This window comes from Paenibacillus hubeiensis (assembly GCF_032334105.1).
Classification (GTDB): Bacteria; Bacillota; Bacilli; order Paenibacillales; family Paenibacillaceae; genus Paenibacillus; species Paenibacillus hubeiensis.
This window is the reverse complement of record NZ_JAVYAE020000002.1, coordinates 333200-349853: the sequence shown is the minus strand read 5'-3', so window position 1 is coordinate 349853 and position 16654 is coordinate 333200. Positions and strand designations below refer to the sequence as shown.

Genomic DNA, 16654 nt, shown 5'->3' with positions numbered 1-16654 from the left:
AAGGGGAAAATCCGGTGATCAGCCTATGCTTCCGAAGCAGCTTTCTTACAGAAAGCGTTTAGACCGCTTCGCTTCTCCAGATTCTTTCTGCCCTCTTCGTTATCGTGTAAATTTCCAGTTCAATCTATATATTCGTTTCACTTCATGTAACGATATTCCAGCAGTTTTTTCAAATTCGAAATTTTTTGCTGCAGCTTCTCCCCAACATTGGTTTCCCTCACAAGCTTCCGTTCCAGTTCTTTGTCCACCAGTCTTTTTACAGACAATACGTCCGTGCCGTTGCATAACACGTCTTCTTTTGAATTAAACTTCTGATGGGCGACGAGCTGCATGCCAAAGGAATTATACAACAAGGTATATCCGGCGATGCCTGTTGTGGATTGATAGGCTTTGGAAAAACCGCCGTCAATGACGATCATTTTCCCGCCCGCTTTAATGGGGTTCTCTCCACGAATTTCTCTAACTGGCGTGTGGCCGTTAATGATATGTCCGTGATCCGGATTCAAATCAAACTCCAGCAGAATTTTCCGGCAGATCTCTTCATTTTCACGCAAATAGTAGTAAGGGTTCTTTCTCTCCTTATGGGTTTCTTTATCCTGGATAAAGTACCGTTCAAAGGTGGTCATTTCTCTTTTTCCGAAGAGCGAGGAACACTCCCCTGTCCAGATGTACCATACCATATCCGTAGCCAGATCATCCGTCTCTTCCGGATGCGCAAAGGAGTAGCGCAAGTAATATTCAAAAACATCGAGCAGCTGGCGGCCCGAATACGTTTTGTCTTCAATCTGCATTTCTTCCATGTTTCCTTCTTCATCCAAAGGAATACAGCCGTGGATTAACAGATTCCCGTTGTATTTTAAATAAAGGCTGCCCTTTTTCATCAGAAAATTCATATGTCTGGCCAGCTTTTCGGAATGCTGAACGGAGAACAGCAGCTTTTCCATCACCTCGTGTTCTTCCTTCAGCAATTGTTCAGGCTGCTGCGGGTCTACGGTTGCGAAACAGGTGTTTTCCAGCGGGTACGTTTTTTCGCCGATTTTGATTTCATTTTTGTCGTAATCAATCTGCTCAAGCAAAAGTCTTTCTGCCATATTAAAGTATGGGCGTCTCTTGATAATCGGAGCTTCAAGCTTGAACTGGATCATGGCAATGGCTTGATGAATTTTGGTGATCTGCAGAATTTCTTGCTCCGTTACATTATGGCCTGCCTGCAGCTTCGGTCTGAAGGCCGCATTGTCATCATAGTATTTCTCCGCCAAGTTCAGCAGTGGGCGAAGATTGATACCGTAAACGTCTTCGATGATATCCAGATTGTCGTATCTGGCGCAGATTCGGATAATATTCGCAAGGCAGACCAGGGAACCCGCGTAGGCGCCGATCCACAGGACATCATGGTTCCCCCACTGAATGTCTACAGAATGGTAGTTGATCAGCGTGTCCATAATTTTATCGGGGTCCGGTCCCCGGTCATAGATATCTCCGACCACATGAAGATGGTCAACCACTAAGTGCTGGGTCGTATAAGCAAGGCCGATAATGAGCTTGTCCGCCTGGCCCAAGGAGATGATTTGCCGGTATATTTCCTCATAATAAGGATCCTTATTGTTGGTCGAATCTGTTTTGTATAAAAGCTCTTCTACAATATATACATACTGCTCCGGCAGAGCTTTACGCAATTTCGAGCGCGTATACTTGGAAGAGGCATAAGAAATAAGCTTAAGCATTTGTTCAATCGTTTGTCTATACCATTGGTTCAAGGCTTGTTTACTGCATAGGGCTCCTTTAACCAGCTGTATTTTTTCTTCCGGATAATACACTAATGCCGCAAAATCATTGATTTCTTGATCCGTCCAAACCTCTCGGAATAAATCTTTGATTTTCTCTTTGACCGTACCCGAACCGTTTCTTAGTACATGCTGAAAAGCCTGGAACTCCCCATGCAGATCACTGACAAAATGCTCGGTTCCTTTGGGGAGATTGGAGATCGCTTCAAGGTTGATGATCTCGGTGATGACTTTTTCTTCCGTATCATATTTCTGGGCCAATAAATCTAGAAACTGCGCATCCAAAACAGATGTCCCCCTTCAAGGAAATAAGTGGTTATGATCCATACTTACTAACAAATGAATAGAAACTTACATTTAATTATTCATATCATAACATATACCCAACATTTTAGCTTACTCACGTTGAGAAGATAAATTTTAAGGTACCGGGCTCAGCGGTTTTGCTCAGTCTAGTCAGGAGTTCGAACTACCGCCCCAACAGGAGATCATTATGCAAAAGGTGATCAAGATGTTTTGAATGTGAATTTGATCAGTTCTTCACCTCATTAATAGATTTGCCGAGCCGATTTGCGGGGCCATAGCAACAGCAGTTCCTCATACGATACGTTTATCCTTCGAAGTTAATTATATTCACATTTTCTGAATTACAAAAAGGCCAACCAGTAATTGCTGGTTAACCCGATCTTACGAAAAGGGGTAATTTAGCGACCAGCAGGCAACGATCGCGGTTCATTTCAAATGGAGGGACTCTATCGCTTTCATAACTACCTCTGGGTGATTTTGGGGAATCATGTGTGCAACGTTTTCCTGTACGATCAGTGTGGAGGTCGGAATTTCTTTGTGCAGTCGGAAACTATGCTCCTTTGTTTCGAAAGGATCGTCCGCGCCTACCATAATGACTAGTGGCACCTTGATTTCTTTGTATCTCTCCGAAACAGCCCTGGCAGCGGGAACAAAAGCGAGAACATCTTCTCGGTAAATTGGAATTGGCCATACCAATAAAGAGCCGCCATGAACATCACGATGATCGCTAACACAACCACCCGTATTCCTCCTCATGATCATTATATTCACATACTTATATATACATTAAAAACGTACTATAAAGTATGTTAATGGCATAATAACGCGTTTAATCTCAGGACAAATGTCTAATGGTTGGCAGGCCCTCTAATTCCATGCCACAACGTTTTTGATATCGTATGGATAAGGGCACGTAATGAATCCAGCCGTGGGTCGAGAATCCACTCTATGAGAACTCCTTTTAACAGTGCATCTAACATCAAGGCGATCGAACGGGGATCGACGTCTTCTGCCATGTAACCCCTTCGTTGCATTTCTTGCAGCAATCCCCCTATTTCATCCATCATGTGCCCGTGAAGTTTTTTCAAATTTTCGCGGATCTCGGCTTCTCCCGAAACTAAAAATTCCAAAAATAGGCTGGATCGTTCTTCTCCAGCCTCAAGGCAATTAAACTGGGACTCCAACCATTCCGACAAGGCAGTCATCGGTTCGTTCGATGACAGTATATGGTCCACTTGGTGGGGAAGCAGCCGAAGCTGCTGCTCATAAGTTTGTTTTAAAATCGAAAGAAACAAATCTTGCTTGCTGGAGAAATGCCAATAAACCGCCCCCTTGCTTAGCCCGGCATACTCGGCAACTTTATCCAAAGAAGAGTTTACATATCCGTTTGAAGAAAAGACATGTGCAGCTGCTTCCAGCACGCGGGACCTTGTGTCCGTAAGATCGGCATGGAGTTCCGCTTGCCTTTCCTTTAACCATTCCCTCATCTGCTCCCTGCTGCCAAAATGTCTGCGGACAGCAGTCCAATGTACGCCGGCCACTCTGGCTATGTCAGCAAATGTAATCAGGTCGAATGCTTTCGTCTTGACTAATTGTTCTGCTGCTTGAAAAACTTGGTCACGAACATTCAAATCGAATCACCTCCACACACCTACTATAGATGTATTATTCAGATACCCGTCAGTATGCTAATATAATAAAATTTCTTCTGTATATTGTCAATTTAATGCATTGTTCTTCCCCCGAAACAGCTCCCGATTTACCGATGAATGACGTCATATCAAGTTTTTTCGAGCGATTTGTCACATTTGCCTGATGCTGTTCCGTAATACAAGTTGTAAGGAGGGAAACAATTTGGACGAACCGATTCAACAAATTGTCAGTGACGTTCTGAAAGGGGAGAAAGACAAGTATGCATTGATCGTCATGCGTTGCGAAAAATTCATCTTCAATTACTGCTACCATATGCTCGGAGATTATGGAGAAGCAGAGGATTGCAGTCAAGAGGTGTTCTTGAAGGCATACCGCAGCTTGCACAAATACGATCCAGACAGACCCTATGAGGCATGGTTGTACCGGATTGCCTTAAACCATTGCATTGACTTGCTGCGCAAACGCAAAATCACGCGATTTCTGCCCTTTTTGTACAAAAGTGACCGGGACAACAACCAGGTCGATCAAGCTATTGATCACAAATATTACAATCCGTCCGTGCTGCGTGCGCTGGCCATGTTGTCCGCCGAGGAACGAAGCTTGCTGATTCTGCGCTGCGTCGAGGAAAAGAGCTATAACGAAATTAGCCCTATTCTGAATCAAAACGCGACCTATTTACGAAAGAAATACGAGCGGGCCGCCGCCAAATTCAGAACATACTACGTCAGTACAGAGGAGGAAAGAAAAAATGAGCATCGACCCCGGCCAAGACCTGAAACCACTATTTCAAAGAGTTGAACCTTCAGGAACCGCCCTTCAAGATCGGATCATGAACAACATAGGAGAAAAACCTTTCAAAAGGGAGCGATTTTTTGTGAAAAATAGAGTGAGCTTTCTCCTCTTAGCCGGCATGCTGCTGACTGCATCAACGGGATTTGCCGCCGTAAAATACCAGTCCTTGGCCAACGACAAAGGGGAGATTCTTTTTCAAGAAAAGCCGTTCTCCACTGCCCCTGCATCGAATCGCACCGAGGACGAAGCAAAACGAATTTCCAGAATGAACGAAATTTGGGTGAATGACATCAAGCCCGGCGAGGCTGCGATCATCTACGTCGTGCCGAACAATCCGAACCATGTCCTCGATCTCAAAGCAAATTCACATATCGTAAAGAGTTTCGCCGAATTAAAGAAAATGCTGCATGTACCCGGCATGCCCCTATCCAAGGAACTCTCTGGCTCAAGCACGTATACGTTCCAAAAGGCAAGCGTACATATGGAGCACGGGATGGATCTGAATACGCTCTCCGAAGAGGAAAAAACAAAAATTGCAAAGAAACTGCTGGCCGAAGCCCAAGCTTCCGACAAAGATTATGCCTTGATGCCGGTGAATTTTACGGATGATTTCTGGCTGTCGTTCCTAACCTATGCCAGCGGCAAAAATGAAATTTCACTTAGTATCCTAAACGCCAAAAATACCGGCCCTGTCACCGCCTCATATGAAGACGGACTGAACAGCACCAGCCAAAAAATAAAAATAAACGGACAGGACGTCATTCAGAGAACCTCTCGCGGGGGTTCCACCGAGTTAATATGGGTCTATGAGGAACCTGAAACCAGCTATGTTTATCACTACACCCTAAGTGTCCGCAAAGGTAATATCTCTCCGGAAGAGCTGATCCGGATTGCCGAAACGATCATTCCCGGATCGAAACATTGAGCATCCCCGCTTCGTTCTACACAAGACTAGACCCGCTGGTGAGCCCCGGTGGGTCTTTTCATTATGTTCTTATCCTCTCAATCAAATCTCTATTTTTGTCTCTAAAAACTCCAGATACTTTGGATCATCCTCCATAAAAATCCCAATACCCGCACCCATGTAAGCCCGTGTTAACTCGTCCGCCGCCTTTTCAAGGTTCCCCTGTTCATAATACAACTGCCCTAACCGTAGATGAATATAGGGATTCCCTACTCCCTTCGGACATTGTACAGCGTTATAAAAGCATTTAAATGCCTTATCGTAATTTTTCATATGGAAATGGACATCCCCGATTGCCACGTATAACCACGTAGCGGCCTCCCATTCTTGATGATTTTCCGGTAATAATCGCAGGGCCTTAACATACTTATGCTTGCCCGCCTCAAAATCGCCTGCCTTCACCAAATCATCGCCTTGTTTACTTAGAGCTGTAATTTCGGTATAGGTTGAATCTGAAAGCTGCATCGCTATTTCTCCTGTCCTATTCAATTTGTATCATTTTCTAACGAATGATCGTTTTTTGATTTTCATCAAAAATGATTGCGCCTTGTATCGCCAACAAATATTCTATCGCCCAAATGAAATGATTCGTGAAATCCAGAGTATTTGCCCACTAACCTGACACGTGAAAAACGCGCGCCCTGAAAATGAAAGTTCTTCAAGGCCTGCTTTTGATTAAAAATACCTCCATACATCCTCAGTCCAGCAAAAACCACTCCTGCCCATCGGTTTTCGAAATTATGGTGCAATCAGTCAATTCCAGTTTCGGACCCAATACCTTACCTGATTCTGAATAATAATCATATTACCCTCTGTTCATTCTGCCCCAGATCGCGTTCTATGAAAATCCTGCAAATTTACCAATTCAAGTCTTCGATCTGCAATATTCAACAATAATAAACCTCCTTCTAATTCATTGTTGGTCATACAATAAACTAGAAGGACAGTTTCTGGTAGCGCAATGGATTAACGTTTTTAGAATTCTATTTCCTCATATAGACCTCAACTGATTTTGGTGGTTTTTATAAAACAAATCGTTTCACTTTTTGATTCAGAGAATGTGAAATGCCCTGAATCTCTTCGCTGGTTGACTTAATCCCATTTATCGCGGTTAATTGTTCTTGACTTGCCGCCACTACTTTTTCAAAAGCATTAGATGATTGATCAGCAATATTAGCGATCTCATTGACGGAAGCTGTAACTTCTTCTGAACCCGCAGACAGTTCCTCCGTCACAGCGGACACATCTATAATCTGTTGAACAACATTTTTCGTAGCGTTTTGTATCTGTTCAAGCGCTAACTTGGCACGGCCTGCTAACTCTACTCCCTGAATGGATTCTTTGTATACTTTCAAATTCATAACATGATGAATTTGCTGAACAAGCGTATTCACTTGCTTAATATTATCTTCTATATGATTAGCTGATTCTTTTGACTTATTTGCTAGCTTCTTAACCTCGTTAGCCACCACTGCAAAGCCTCTTCCTTCTTCACCTGCCTTAGCTGCTTCGATCGCTGCATTTAGAGACAATAAATTGGTCTGCTCGGCAAGCGAAGAAATCATCAAACTCATGTCCGTAATTTGAGTATTAAGTAAATTCAACTTTTCAATATACAAAGACGATTCTTCTACAGACTGAAGGATGATATCCATTTGTTGGCTGACCAAATCCATTTGTTGATTGCCATGTTCAATATCTTTCTCCGTTCTCTGAGACAATTCTGCGATCACGGTGGACGACTCAGCAATTTTTATAGTTCCAGCCGTCATTTCTTGCATCATCATCGACGATTCTTTGGTAGCCAATGCTTGTTGTTTCGTACCTTTTGCAGAAGTGTCTATTAATCCGCTAACAAGCTCAACAGTGGTTTTGGTTTGTTCAGCCGAGCTATTAAGCTCCATGCTGGTTGACAATAATGCATTAGATGACATGGATACATCCGCAATGATGTTATGTAGGGCGGTAATCATTTGATTTGAATATTCGCTTAATCTTCCAATCTCATCCGTTCGTTTGACAATAACGCGTTCATTTAAATAGCCTTGACTTACGCGCTCAAGAACATGAACGATTTTTGCCAGTGCAGTAGTGATGCCTCTAGTCATCCAAAACAGTATGCTTATTGCGATAATAATACTTATCGTTAGTATCGTTACCAAATTTCGTAGAATGGGCTTTGCTGCTTCGTTAAATTCATCGAAGGGTAGAACTGAAATGACCTTCCAGCCTGTCATTGCATTTGTAACAAAATAGGCTTGAGCCTGGGTGTTATCATCAGGATTATGGAGCGTAGCTTCTCCCTGATCTGTTTTAAGGATGTTTCGGTTACCGGAATCTGACAATAGTCTTCCCGTCTCGACGAAAGGATTGTAGATGACTCTCCCATCAGAATCAATGACATAAATAAAGCCTGTCTCGCCTAGTTTTGTACTTTCAAACAAATATTTAAGCGTATCCACTGAAGATTCAATAGTTATGACGCCTGATCCATTTTCAAGTGATTGAGAAAGACGAATACTGTAAGAACCATCAACGGGTGATTGCTCTATCTCGGAAATATAGACACCATCGCCCGATAATGCTTCATTATACCAAGCGCTGGATAGGATGTTTTCCGTTTGTTCTTTGTTTGGGATCTGGACAGCTTCACCTGTAGCAGAAATGGCAGATATGGATTTCAGTTCAGGATGAAGCTCTAAAAAATCTGACATCATTTTTCGGTTACGAGGAGTATCCATTTCACTTCCATCTATAAGCCGGCTTAGTTGAGCAACATTTGCCTTCTGTGCAAAGAACGTACTGTCTAGAGTCGAGCTTAGTGAAACGGAACTGGTTTTAGCCGTCTCCCCTAGTTTTATTGCAATTTGCATTTTGGATGTTTCATATGATCTCCAACCTAATGCAAGCATGGGTAGAATTATCAGTAAACTAACGATAATAGTCAGCTTAGTTCCAATCCTTCTAATCACCAATTTTTCTTTCATCCTTTTCATCCATTGCTTCTTCATCCATTAATCTCCTTTACCATCTTAAGTATACAAACGCTTGTTGAACTTAAAATTTATATCATATACTTTATCGGTAAGATACTTAGTAGTGTTTATATCTTCTTTTGTCATACTACGAACATGTCGATAATGTTCCTACATATAGACAGCGCCCGTCCTTCGAAAAAGAAGAACAGGCGCACTTTCGAGATTATTTGTTCTTTTTACCGATCGGCCCCGTTTCAGGAAGCATTGCGGTCGAAATTATGGCGAACAAAGCCAAGAAGCTGAAATACAGTAAAGCGTCACGCAGTCCCGTATACTCTGCGATCCAACCGATCACAAGTGTTGAGACAGCGCCTCCGAACATGCCCACGCTTAGAATTAGTCCCTGCGCCGCGCCTGCCCGTTCCGGAGTCATGCCCTCCAATTCCATTACACTTGTAAACATGGCTGGCAGCCAGCCATTCAATGCAAGTCCAATCAAAATCACGGAAGTATACAGTAGTATTCCATCCGGAAAAGTGACGGAACCAATACATCCGACCAGCAGCAAGGTTAACAATGGCCACATGAATATTTTACGTCTTCCCAAAGCGGCCATGAGAATGCCCACAAGGAGTCCCGCAACAACCGAAGCCAGCGAAATAAGGCTCGTAATGGTTCCAGACTTCGCAGCAGACATGGCTAAATCGGTTTGAAAGTAAGTGGGCAGGAACGTCTGCAAGCTTTGCGTGGACAGCATAAAGGAAAGATATGCAATAACCAGCAGAATGACCTCTTTTTTTCGAATGACCGATTTCAATGGGCTTTCTTTGGAGGAAGGTTTGTTCTGTGATTGGTCTGACATATTTCCCTGACTCGTTTGAGCGTTGTTTCTTGCAAAGATAACCCAGAGAATCGTTGTTATCAGCATAGCAATTCCAAACCACTCAAGTGTAAGTCTCCAATTTTGACCAACCAGATTATACAACGGAATCGCAACAGCCAGAGCAATGAAAGATCCAGCCAAAGACAAGATGGAGTTCAATGAATTAATCAAAGGCCGTTCTTTTGGAGGATACCAATCCATCGTGACGGCAACCGATGTTCCTGCCGAAATGCCCATCCCAACCCCGATCAACACGCGACTGATTAACAATATGGCATAGCTGGAGGTGAACAGAGGAACGAGTCCTCCGACTGTATAAAAGAGCAGTGCTATCGTACGCGTGCGTGCAATACCGAACTTGCCCATCAAGCTGCCCCCCATAGTGCCGGTCAAACCAGCTCCTAGCAGCACGATCGTAACCATGACGCCCGCCTCAGCTGTTGTGATGTGCAAATCAGTCATCATCATAGGAATGAATACTGTGGGACCAACAAAAACAATGGTTGGAATAAGTGAAGTTAACGCTGACAATATCAACATGATCCAGCGGTATTTGGAGTAAGTCACATGATGTTCCATGAGTTTATGCCACCGGAATACAATACGTATTGGACGGCATGATTCACCTCTTTAGTTCATTTTTTGGAGTATCTGTTTATATTTTTGGAAGTTCAATTTGATCTGGAGCATATATGCCGTCTCCATCCAGTTGAGGGACAATCAAGATTTTGACTTGTTCAATCTTTTGCTCCCCTCCCGGTCGTAGCGCGGCAAACGCATGTTCAACTCCATCGAAGCCGGTATATGCTGTTACGATTTCCGATGGATCAAATTTCCCAGCGATTAGGTCCTCGAAGGTTTCTTTCAAAGCCGTATAAGAGGTTTCACCATAACCTGGCCCTGTAATAAAGTCCAAGGTGATGTTTTTGTTGATGAGACTTGTCGGTTTAAGCAGATTGTCTTCCATGGAGGCTCCAACTATCAGGAATTTGGTATAGTGAGGCACAGCATCAATCATGTTATAAATCAAGTTTTTTACGCCGGAGGCTTCAAAAACGTGTAGACGCTGACTGTCTTTGGCCAACCCTCGATACACTTCGACCGGATCCTTTTCCAAAGGATTTACGACGGCATGAGCCCCATATTTCATGGCAATCTCCCGTCTTTTGACAGATGGATCGGAAACGACGATCGGGTGGATGCCACGAGAAGCAAGTGCTATGACGGCACCAAGGCCAACGGTTCCGGCTCCTGTCACAATCGCTCCTCCATCCGGTCCAATATCCGCTCTCAAAACACTATTGTAACCGGTTGCGAGTGGCTCGGTAACCGCAGCATGATACGGATTGACTCCATCGGGAATCTTGAAATGGCCTCCGTTGCCCACAAGCACGCGCTCCGAAAATCCTCCCGGATAATCGTTCGAGTATCCTACGGTATACATCACTCCGTCATCACCGATCACCCAAGGCAGTACAACAATCAAATCCCCTGGTTGGTAGTCAATGACATTATCACCGACCTCGATGACTTTTGCTGTAAACTCATGTCCCAAAACCAAATCCTTGTTCGGGTCAAATGCTTGCCCGACGCTCCCCGCTTTGCGTACACTCTCGAGGAAATCCTCCGTGTGTGTTACTGCAGAGAGATCACTCCCGCAGATTCCGATCGCTAATGGTTCAACCAACAGTTGGTCCTTGTTTGGTTGAAGATCCCCTATTTCTTTCATTTGAAATTGACCTTTTCGAAAAACAACTGCCTTCACACTCAACACATCCTTATATATTATTTATTAAATACTTATAAATAAGTATCTTAGTACTAATATAAATACTATAATACTGTTTACCTACTTTTACAATTCATAAATTAGTCACAATACCATATTGTTAATAGATGATATCCATCACTATTTTAGATAAAAAAAAGAACAGTACACGTTCAGAAATTAATCTGAATGTGTACCGTTCCTCTTTTCAAGAAGATGATTAATCAGTTTCTTATACAATTTGTTCCACAGCATAATTTCTTCATCAGTCAACACGCTGAAGTGTGAACTTACCAAATCCAGTCTCATGGCATAAGCTTCATCGACGATCTTTTTCCCTGCATCCGATATCTCCAACATGACGGAACGCCGGTCAATATCTTCGTCTCTCCGTCGAAAGATCAGTCCTTTCGCCAGCAATTTGTTACAGATCCCCGTAATTCCCCCGGAAGTAATATGTAGTGGTTCTGAAAGCTCTTTGGCTCGTTTGGGGCCTTCATCATTCAGTATTTCCAATATGCTGACTTCCGTCATGGAGAGATTTAAATGATTTTTTTTATTCCAATCCGTCAACCATAGTTTGTTGTGCATGGAAGACATATAAGAATTCTCAATTAGCAGTTCTTCTCTTTTATTCCTCATAATCCCACCCTAACTTTGACGAATATTATTATGGTTCATTATAACCCCAATAAAGAACAAATGCACTTAGTCCAAGATCTCCAAAATAAAGAGTCGTTTGGCGATTTGAATTAACCTTATACAATATACAACAGTAAACCTTATGAGCTCCCTCGTCTGACTGCCAAACCATGCCGTTGCAGGGCGGAACTTTGGGAAATGTGTGTTATCACTCCGAGCTCAATGCTTAAGAAAGTGAATTCCGATTCTCGTCATCGTCCTCTGTGTGGAGAAACGCTGAACAGCACAAAAAAGGTGCGTCCTCTTGCAAGAGGACCACCTCACCGATATACAAGAAACACGAGGGCATGAGTACATGGGAATTCTGCTATAAGGATACACCTACATTTATCCGCTTAGCGATCTGCCACAAAGGTTCATGCCCCGTATTCAATGTAGTTCTAACTCCATAAACACATCCGCTCTTACATAGGGCATGGGCCCGATCTGCTCGACAGGAACGTGTTTGAACCCAACTGATTCATAAAGATGAACGGCATTCGGCAGCTTGGTGCTGCTTCCCAAAAAGAGCGATGTAGCGCCTAGCCCGCGTGCGCGGTTAATGGCCGCTTGAATGATTTTCCGTCCGTATCCACGCCCGCGCATCTCGGGTGCAACGCTCATCTTCGAGAGCTCGAACACGCCGGCTCCGGTCGGCACGAGCGCAACACATCCGACGATCGAATCGCCATCACGTGCGATAAGTACGTCCCCTCCTCTGTCCACGATGTTCTCTACCGGGTTATCGAGGATGACCAGGTCCGCCTCTTCGACGGCGAAGATACGGGCAATCCATTCCTCGTTAAGTGTTTTGAAGGCCCGAGCTTCTTCGGGCGTCTGCATCGAAGTGATCGTAAGCGCTGTTTCAAGCATCCGATGTTTCCTCCTCTTGTAGGGGTTATTCCCACTATAGAAGAAACCAAACGATTGATCAATATCGATATTCCTATTACGTTCATGGACAATACCTATATTCGGATGGTCACCCAATGTTGGGTTTGCGGATTCATTTCGTCTGACCTTGATGACGGCAACAACGCAGAACATAAAAAAGATGGCGATCCACCTGGATCGACTGGGGAAGCGAAGCTCCCCTATTCTATAGCTTTTTTTCAATCACACTCCGGCATACGAGGAGAAGCCGTCATCTATTGGCAATACTACACCAGTTACAAAACTAGCTGCCTGTTCGCTAACCAAGAATAATAATCCTCCAATGAGCTCTTCAGGTTCCCCAAATCTTTCCGTGGGTGTATTTTCAGAATTTTCCTCTCTCTCGGAGCAGGGGTATCTTCATCATTGAATAATAATGCCTTATTTTGATGCGTAACAAAAAAACCGGGGGCAATCGCATTAACCCGAATACCCGTTTAGACGCACCAACTCCGCGATGGCTTCCTCGGCTCCGGGAGTAGAGAAAGTGACTTCGATAGAGCGTATTCCGCCCGCAAATGCTTGTTTGGGGAAACTTGGGTAACATTCATGAGCTCCCTTTCAGCTAGCTCTTGTAATAAAAATCAGGAATGGCCGCCCACCGTCTTTTAAGTTCATGGGCAATGGCTTTAGGTTTTCGATCACGAGTGAAGATCCCCTTTTTGTTTCCTTGTACACGAATGATTCCCTGGCTCGTTGCAAAATCGGCAAAGTTCCACACTTGCTCACCAACAAACTGTTGAAATTCATCAAAAACTTCATGGTTTGCTTTATAAAACGCAACTTGGTATTCTTCTGTAAACATAATGGGTTCGACATCATGCAATCCGGCGACAGTGTCCGCTCCATATTCGGTCATCATAAATGGTTTGTCTGGACATCTTTTCAGCCATTCCTTAAATTCAGTGCGCAGCATCTCTTTGGCTGATACCAAATCACCACCATCTACATACCATCCGTAATAGCGGTTAAAGGTAAGGATATCTAATAACTCCGCCACTTGATCCTTTTCAGGTGAAGATTCAATTTGAGTGACAATCGTAACAGGACGCTTTTGCGGATCTAAATCTCTGGCTAATTCGATTAGCGGTTTAAAATATTCATAAGCACCCTTTTCCTCTGAGGCAGGCTCATTGGCTATATTCCACATCACAACAGAGGGATGGTTTTTGTCTCTTTCAATGAGTTCCCTGATCACCTCTTGGTGATGTTCGAACGTTTTAAGCTCATCCCACGTATTTCTAAGTTCTCCGCCACGATGCAGCACCATCATGTTTAAATGCATTCCCACCGCGGGTACTTCATCAATGACAACAAATCCTTCCCGATCCGCAAGCCTCATCACTTCTTCTGAATATGGATAGTGAGCGGTACGGAATGAGTTCGCTCCCGTCCATTTCATCAAATTAAAATCCAAAACATTGGCTGCTTCATCTAACCCTCTTCCATGAATAGGCGTATCTTCGTGCTTACCATAACCTTTGAAATAGAACGGTTTATTATTGATCAGGAACTGCCCTCCGCTCACCTCAACCGTTCTCACACCAAATGGCTGTTCATAAACATCGATCGTTTCACCTTCATCTTCCAGTTCAATCCGAAGGGTGTACAAATAGGCATTTAAAGGTTCCCACAGCTTAACGTTGGGAATCGTAAGTGTGCTGGATTTTCCTTCTGACTCTGAAATAACGATGCCCGATTCATCTACAATCTTTGCTTTAACAGATGCTGAACCAATCACATCAATGGAGTAATGAACTGTCCCATCCAGTTCAGTTACGATCGTCACATCCTTAACATAAATGGTCGGCGTCGTATATATTTTTACTGGGCGATGCAAACCGGCATAGTTGAAGAAGTCAAAATTAGGATGATTCCGAACAACCTTTCCAACACCAGCAACGTGCTTCTCGGTTACAAAACCAACGGGTAAGGTCGTCTCATCCACAATATTGTTCACCGCAACGGTTAATCGATTTTTGCCTTTTTGTAAATATCGATTAATTTCAGCCTCAAAGGGTAAAAAGCCCCCTTTATGCTCTACAACGAATTCCCCATTCAAATAAACTTTTGCGAAATGGGTGGCAGAACCAAACCGTAAAACCACTCGTTCTTCGGTCATCGAACTTGGCAGAGTAATCTCCCGTTCATACCAAACCCAGCCAACATGGTCACGGATGTTTGCACTGACTGCCATATCGTTAAATGAACCAGGAACCGCCATACGGCTTGGATCCTTCAACGTTTGCTTCTGCCAGTTCTCTGTAAATCCCATGCCAGAATCCAGTTTAAAGTTCCAAATCCCGCTTAAATCTATAATGCTACGCGTTTCGGTAAGTGTAGGATAAAGCATAAATAAATCTCCTTTTTTCATTAAAGTGGTTGAAATCCTTAATCCAAACTAAGTTGGGTTATCACAACGAGTCTTTATCACTTCTCTTCTTATTTAAAACGCTTACAAGTTCAGCCGTACGCTTTTTGTTTAACGGATAGAAGAAGGCCATACAAATAAATACGAGCAGAAGGCCGATCGATGGTATTAATGTCGCTAATAAATGAATCCCGTCCAACGTACTTGCAGCTTGGGATTGAAGCTCAGCATTGTAACCAACGGCGGCCACAGCTATACCGCCTATTCCTCCGGCTACAGCCTGTCCTACTTTACGCGCAAAAGAATAGATGGAGTAGATGGTTGCATCCTCTCTCATACCGGTTACATGTTCATGGTAGTCAACCAAGTCCGTTATAAAAGCCCAACTTATTAAATTGAAAAGAGCATATCCGAATAAACCCAGCGATAAAATACAAATATATTGAACCGCCGATAGGTTTGGAAGCAAAAATAAAATAAAGTAAACGATGGTCGATAGTAGAAACCCAGAGGCAGCTACTTCTTTTTTTCCGAACTTGGCTACCAAAGGTTTGACAATCGGCATTCCTATAAGGATCGTTGCCGATTGAACGAGGCTAAACACACTTAACAACTGGGCATTTCCAAAGTAATCCTTAAACAAATACGTATTCACTGTTCCAATTAACATTAAATTAATTAAGAAAATAAGTGAGCCAATGAGAAATACAATTAACGGTTTATTTTTAAGAAGACCTTTTAGCGTTTTTTTCAAATTCATATTCGGTTTATGATTTTCATCCATGACCACACGTTCTACGGTTAATTTATAACAAGCCATATAACTTGCGATCGACAGAATGCCAAAAATGACTGCCCCCATTAAAAAGCGATTGGCATTCGCCTCGTTATTCACAAACATAAGCAGTGGACCCAGAACACCGACAATCAATTGAGCTAATGTCGCTCCAAGCGATCGCCATGTGGACAGCGTCGTCCGTTCTACAGGGTCAGCTGTAATGACTGAAGCCATTGAACCGTATGGAATATTAACCGTGCTATACAACGTGCCCCATAAGATATAAGTAACATAGGCATACGCGATGTAAAATCCATTGGACATTCCCGGTATGTGAACAAACATTAGAACGCCTGAAATGACGAGAGGGATCGACATTCTAAAGATCCAAGGTTTGAATTTCCCGTTCTTTCCGGCTTTTCTGGTATCGATAAAGCGACCCCACGTGATATCTGCAATCGCATCCCACAAACGAGCCAGCAAAAATAATCCCCCTACCGTAGCAGGATTAATTTGAAAGACATCGGTGTAATACACCATCAAAAATGAGCCCACCAGAGCAAAGAAAAAATCATTCCCAAAATCACCAAACAAATACCCAAACTTATCCTTGAACCCAAATGGACGCATAGAACCCACCTCTTCATATATGTTGGCCGTAACAGTTTGTTTGAAGTGCAAATTGAATTAATGATTTGTTGGCGCTTTCACGATTAAAAAGGATGATGCTTTAACGATTGGTTAGCCCCTGTTTCCTCCCTCA

General features: G+C 43.3%; 14 protein-coding genes and 1 pseudogene. 3 read left to right on the top strand and 12 right to left on the bottom strand.

From position 1 onward, the window contains the following. Window positions 1–137: 137 nt before the first annotated feature. The 3 genes from RSX24_RS08250 to RSX24_RS08240 all read right to left on the bottom strand — a co-directional run bounded on the left by RSX24_RS08250 (window position 138) and on the right by RSX24_RS08240 (window position 3721). A complete protein-coding gene (locus RSX24_RS08250) occupies window positions 138–2069 on the bottom strand; it encodes a fructose-1,6-bisphosphatase (protein ID WP_343260249.1) in 1932 nt (643 codons plus the stop codon). Window positions 2070–2686: 617 nt separating this feature from the next. Continuing rightward, window positions 2687–2830, bottom strand: coding sequence for a hypothetical protein (locus tag RSX24_RS08245; RefSeq protein ID WP_343260248.1), 144 nt, complete (start codon window positions 2828–2830; stop codon window positions 2687–2689). Between the two features lie 108 nt (window positions 2831–2938). After that, window positions 2939–3721, bottom strand: coding sequence for a TetR/AcrR family transcriptional regulator (locus RSX24_RS08240; protein WP_343260247.1), 783 nt, complete (start codon window positions 3719–3721; stop codon window positions 2939–2941). 223 nt (window positions 3722–3944) lie between these two features. On the opposite strand from RSX24_RS08240, the gene RSX24_RS08235 reads away from it, so the two are divergent. Next, window positions 3945–4541 carry an RNA polymerase sigma factor gene (locus RSX24_RS08235; RefSeq protein WP_236412455.1) on the top strand — a complete coding sequence of 199 codons (597 nt, stop codon included), beginning with the start codon at window positions 3945–3947 and terminating at the stop codon, window positions 4539–4541. 76 nt (window positions 4542–4617) lie between these two features. Beyond that, window positions 4618–5460 (top strand): DUF4367 domain-containing protein, encoded by an 843-nt coding sequence (locus RSX24_RS08230; RefSeq protein WP_343260246.1) that lies wholly within the window; start codon window positions 4618–4620, stop codon window positions 5458–5460. Window positions 5461–5541: 81 nt separating this feature from the next. On the opposite strand, the gene RSX24_RS08225 is transcribed toward RSX24_RS08230, so the two are convergent. From RSX24_RS08225 to RSX24_RS08200, 6 genes are all read right to left on the bottom strand, one after another. Then, window positions 5542–5964, bottom strand: coding sequence for a tetratricopeptide repeat protein (locus RSX24_RS08225; protein WP_343260245.1), 423 nt, complete (start codon window positions 5962–5964; stop codon window positions 5542–5544). Between the two features lie 557 nt (window positions 5965–6521). Continuing rightward, entirely contained in the window at window positions 6522–8510 is a 1989-nt protein-coding gene (locus tag RSX24_RS08220; RefSeq protein ID WP_343260244.1) for a methyl-accepting chemotaxis protein, read from the bottom strand. Window positions 8511–8700: 190 nt separating this feature from the next. Beyond that, window positions 8701–9939, bottom strand: coding sequence for an MFS transporter (locus RSX24_RS08215; protein ID WP_236412451.1), 1239 nt, complete (start codon window positions 9937–9939; stop codon window positions 8701–8703). A gap of 76 nt (window positions 9940–10015) precedes the next feature. Then, entirely contained in the window at window positions 10016–11089 is a 1074-nt protein-coding gene (locus RSX24_RS08210; protein WP_343260243.1) for a zinc-binding dehydrogenase, read from the bottom strand. A 219-nt stretch (window positions 11090–11308) separates the two neighbouring features. Then, window positions 11309–11770, bottom strand: a complete 462-nt coding sequence (locus RSX24_RS08205; protein ID WP_343260242.1) for a MarR family winged helix-turn-helix transcriptional regulator — start codon at window positions 11768–11770, stop codon at window positions 11309–11311. A gap of 429 nt (window positions 11771–12199) precedes the next feature. After that, a complete protein-coding gene (locus RSX24_RS08200) occupies window positions 12200–12682 on the bottom strand; it encodes a GNAT family N-acetyltransferase (protein WP_236412448.1) in 483 nt (160 codons plus the stop codon). 54 nt (window positions 12683–12736) lie between these two features. Between RSX24_RS08200 and RSX24_RS08195 the strand changes: the two genes are divergently transcribed. Continuing rightward, window positions 12737–13015 carry a hypothetical protein gene (locus tag RSX24_RS08195; protein ID WP_343260241.1) on the top strand — a complete coding sequence of 93 codons (279 nt, stop codon included), beginning with the start codon at window positions 12737–12739 and terminating at the stop codon, window positions 13013–13015. On the opposite strand, the pseudogene RSX24_RS08190 reads toward RSX24_RS08195, so the two are convergent. From RSX24_RS08190 to RSX24_RS08180, 3 genes and pseudogenes are all read right to left on the bottom strand, one after another. Then, window positions 12926–13179: pseudogene (locus RSX24_RS08190) on the bottom strand (SDR family oxidoreductase); the annotation flags it as partial. The gene RSX24_RS08195 and the pseudogene RSX24_RS08190 sit on opposite strands and share 90 nt — an antisense overlap. A 128-nt stretch (window positions 13180–13307) precedes the next feature. Further along, on the bottom strand, window positions 13308–15095 hold the full coding sequence (uidA, locus tag RSX24_RS08185) for a beta-glucuronidase (RefSeq protein WP_343260499.1): 1788 nt from the start codon (window positions 15093–15095) through the stop codon (window positions 13308–13310). Window positions 15096–15156: 61 nt separating this feature from the next. After that, window positions 15157–16521 (bottom strand): MFS transporter, encoded by a 1365-nt coding sequence (locus tag RSX24_RS08180; RefSeq protein ID WP_343260240.1) that lies wholly within the window; start codon window positions 16519–16521, stop codon window positions 15157–15159. Between the last annotated feature and the right edge of the window lie 133 nt (window positions 16522–16654).

What these genes read in the sequence shown, in the direction of transcription:
- RSX24_RS08225 (WP_343260245.1), bottom strand. Translation starts at nt 5,964, where the DNA reads ATGCAGCTTTCAGATTCAACCTATACCGAAATTACAGCTCTAAGTAAA.
- RSX24_RS08220 (WP_343260244.1), bottom strand. Translation starts at nt 8,510, where the DNA reads ATGAAGAAGCAATGGATGAAAAGGATGAAAGAAAAATTGGTGATTAGA.
- RSX24_RS08215 (WP_236412451.1), bottom strand. Translation starts at nt 9,939, where the DNA reads ATGGAACATCATGTGACTTACTCCAAATACCGCTGGATCATGTTGATA.
- RSX24_RS08210 (WP_343260243.1), bottom strand. Translation starts at nt 11,089, where the DNA reads ATGAAAGAAATAGGGGATCTTCAACCAAACAAGGACCAACTGTTGGTT.
- RSX24_RS08205 (WP_343260242.1), bottom strand. Translation starts at nt 11,770, where the DNA reads ATGAGGAATAAAAGAGAAGAACTGCTAATTGAGAATTCTTATATGTCT.
- RSX24_RS08200 (WP_236412448.1), bottom strand. Translation starts at nt 12,682, where the DNA reads ATGCTTGAAACAGCGCTTACGATCACTTCGATGCAGACGCCCGAAGAA.
- uidA (WP_343260499.1), bottom strand. Translation starts at nt 15,095, where the DNA reads ATGCTTTATCCTACACTTACCGAAACGCGTAGCATTATAGATTTAAGC.
- RSX24_RS08180 (WP_343260240.1), bottom strand. Translation starts at nt 16,521, where the DNA reads ATGCGTCCATTTGGGTTCAAGGATAAGTTTGGGTATTTGTTTGGTGAT.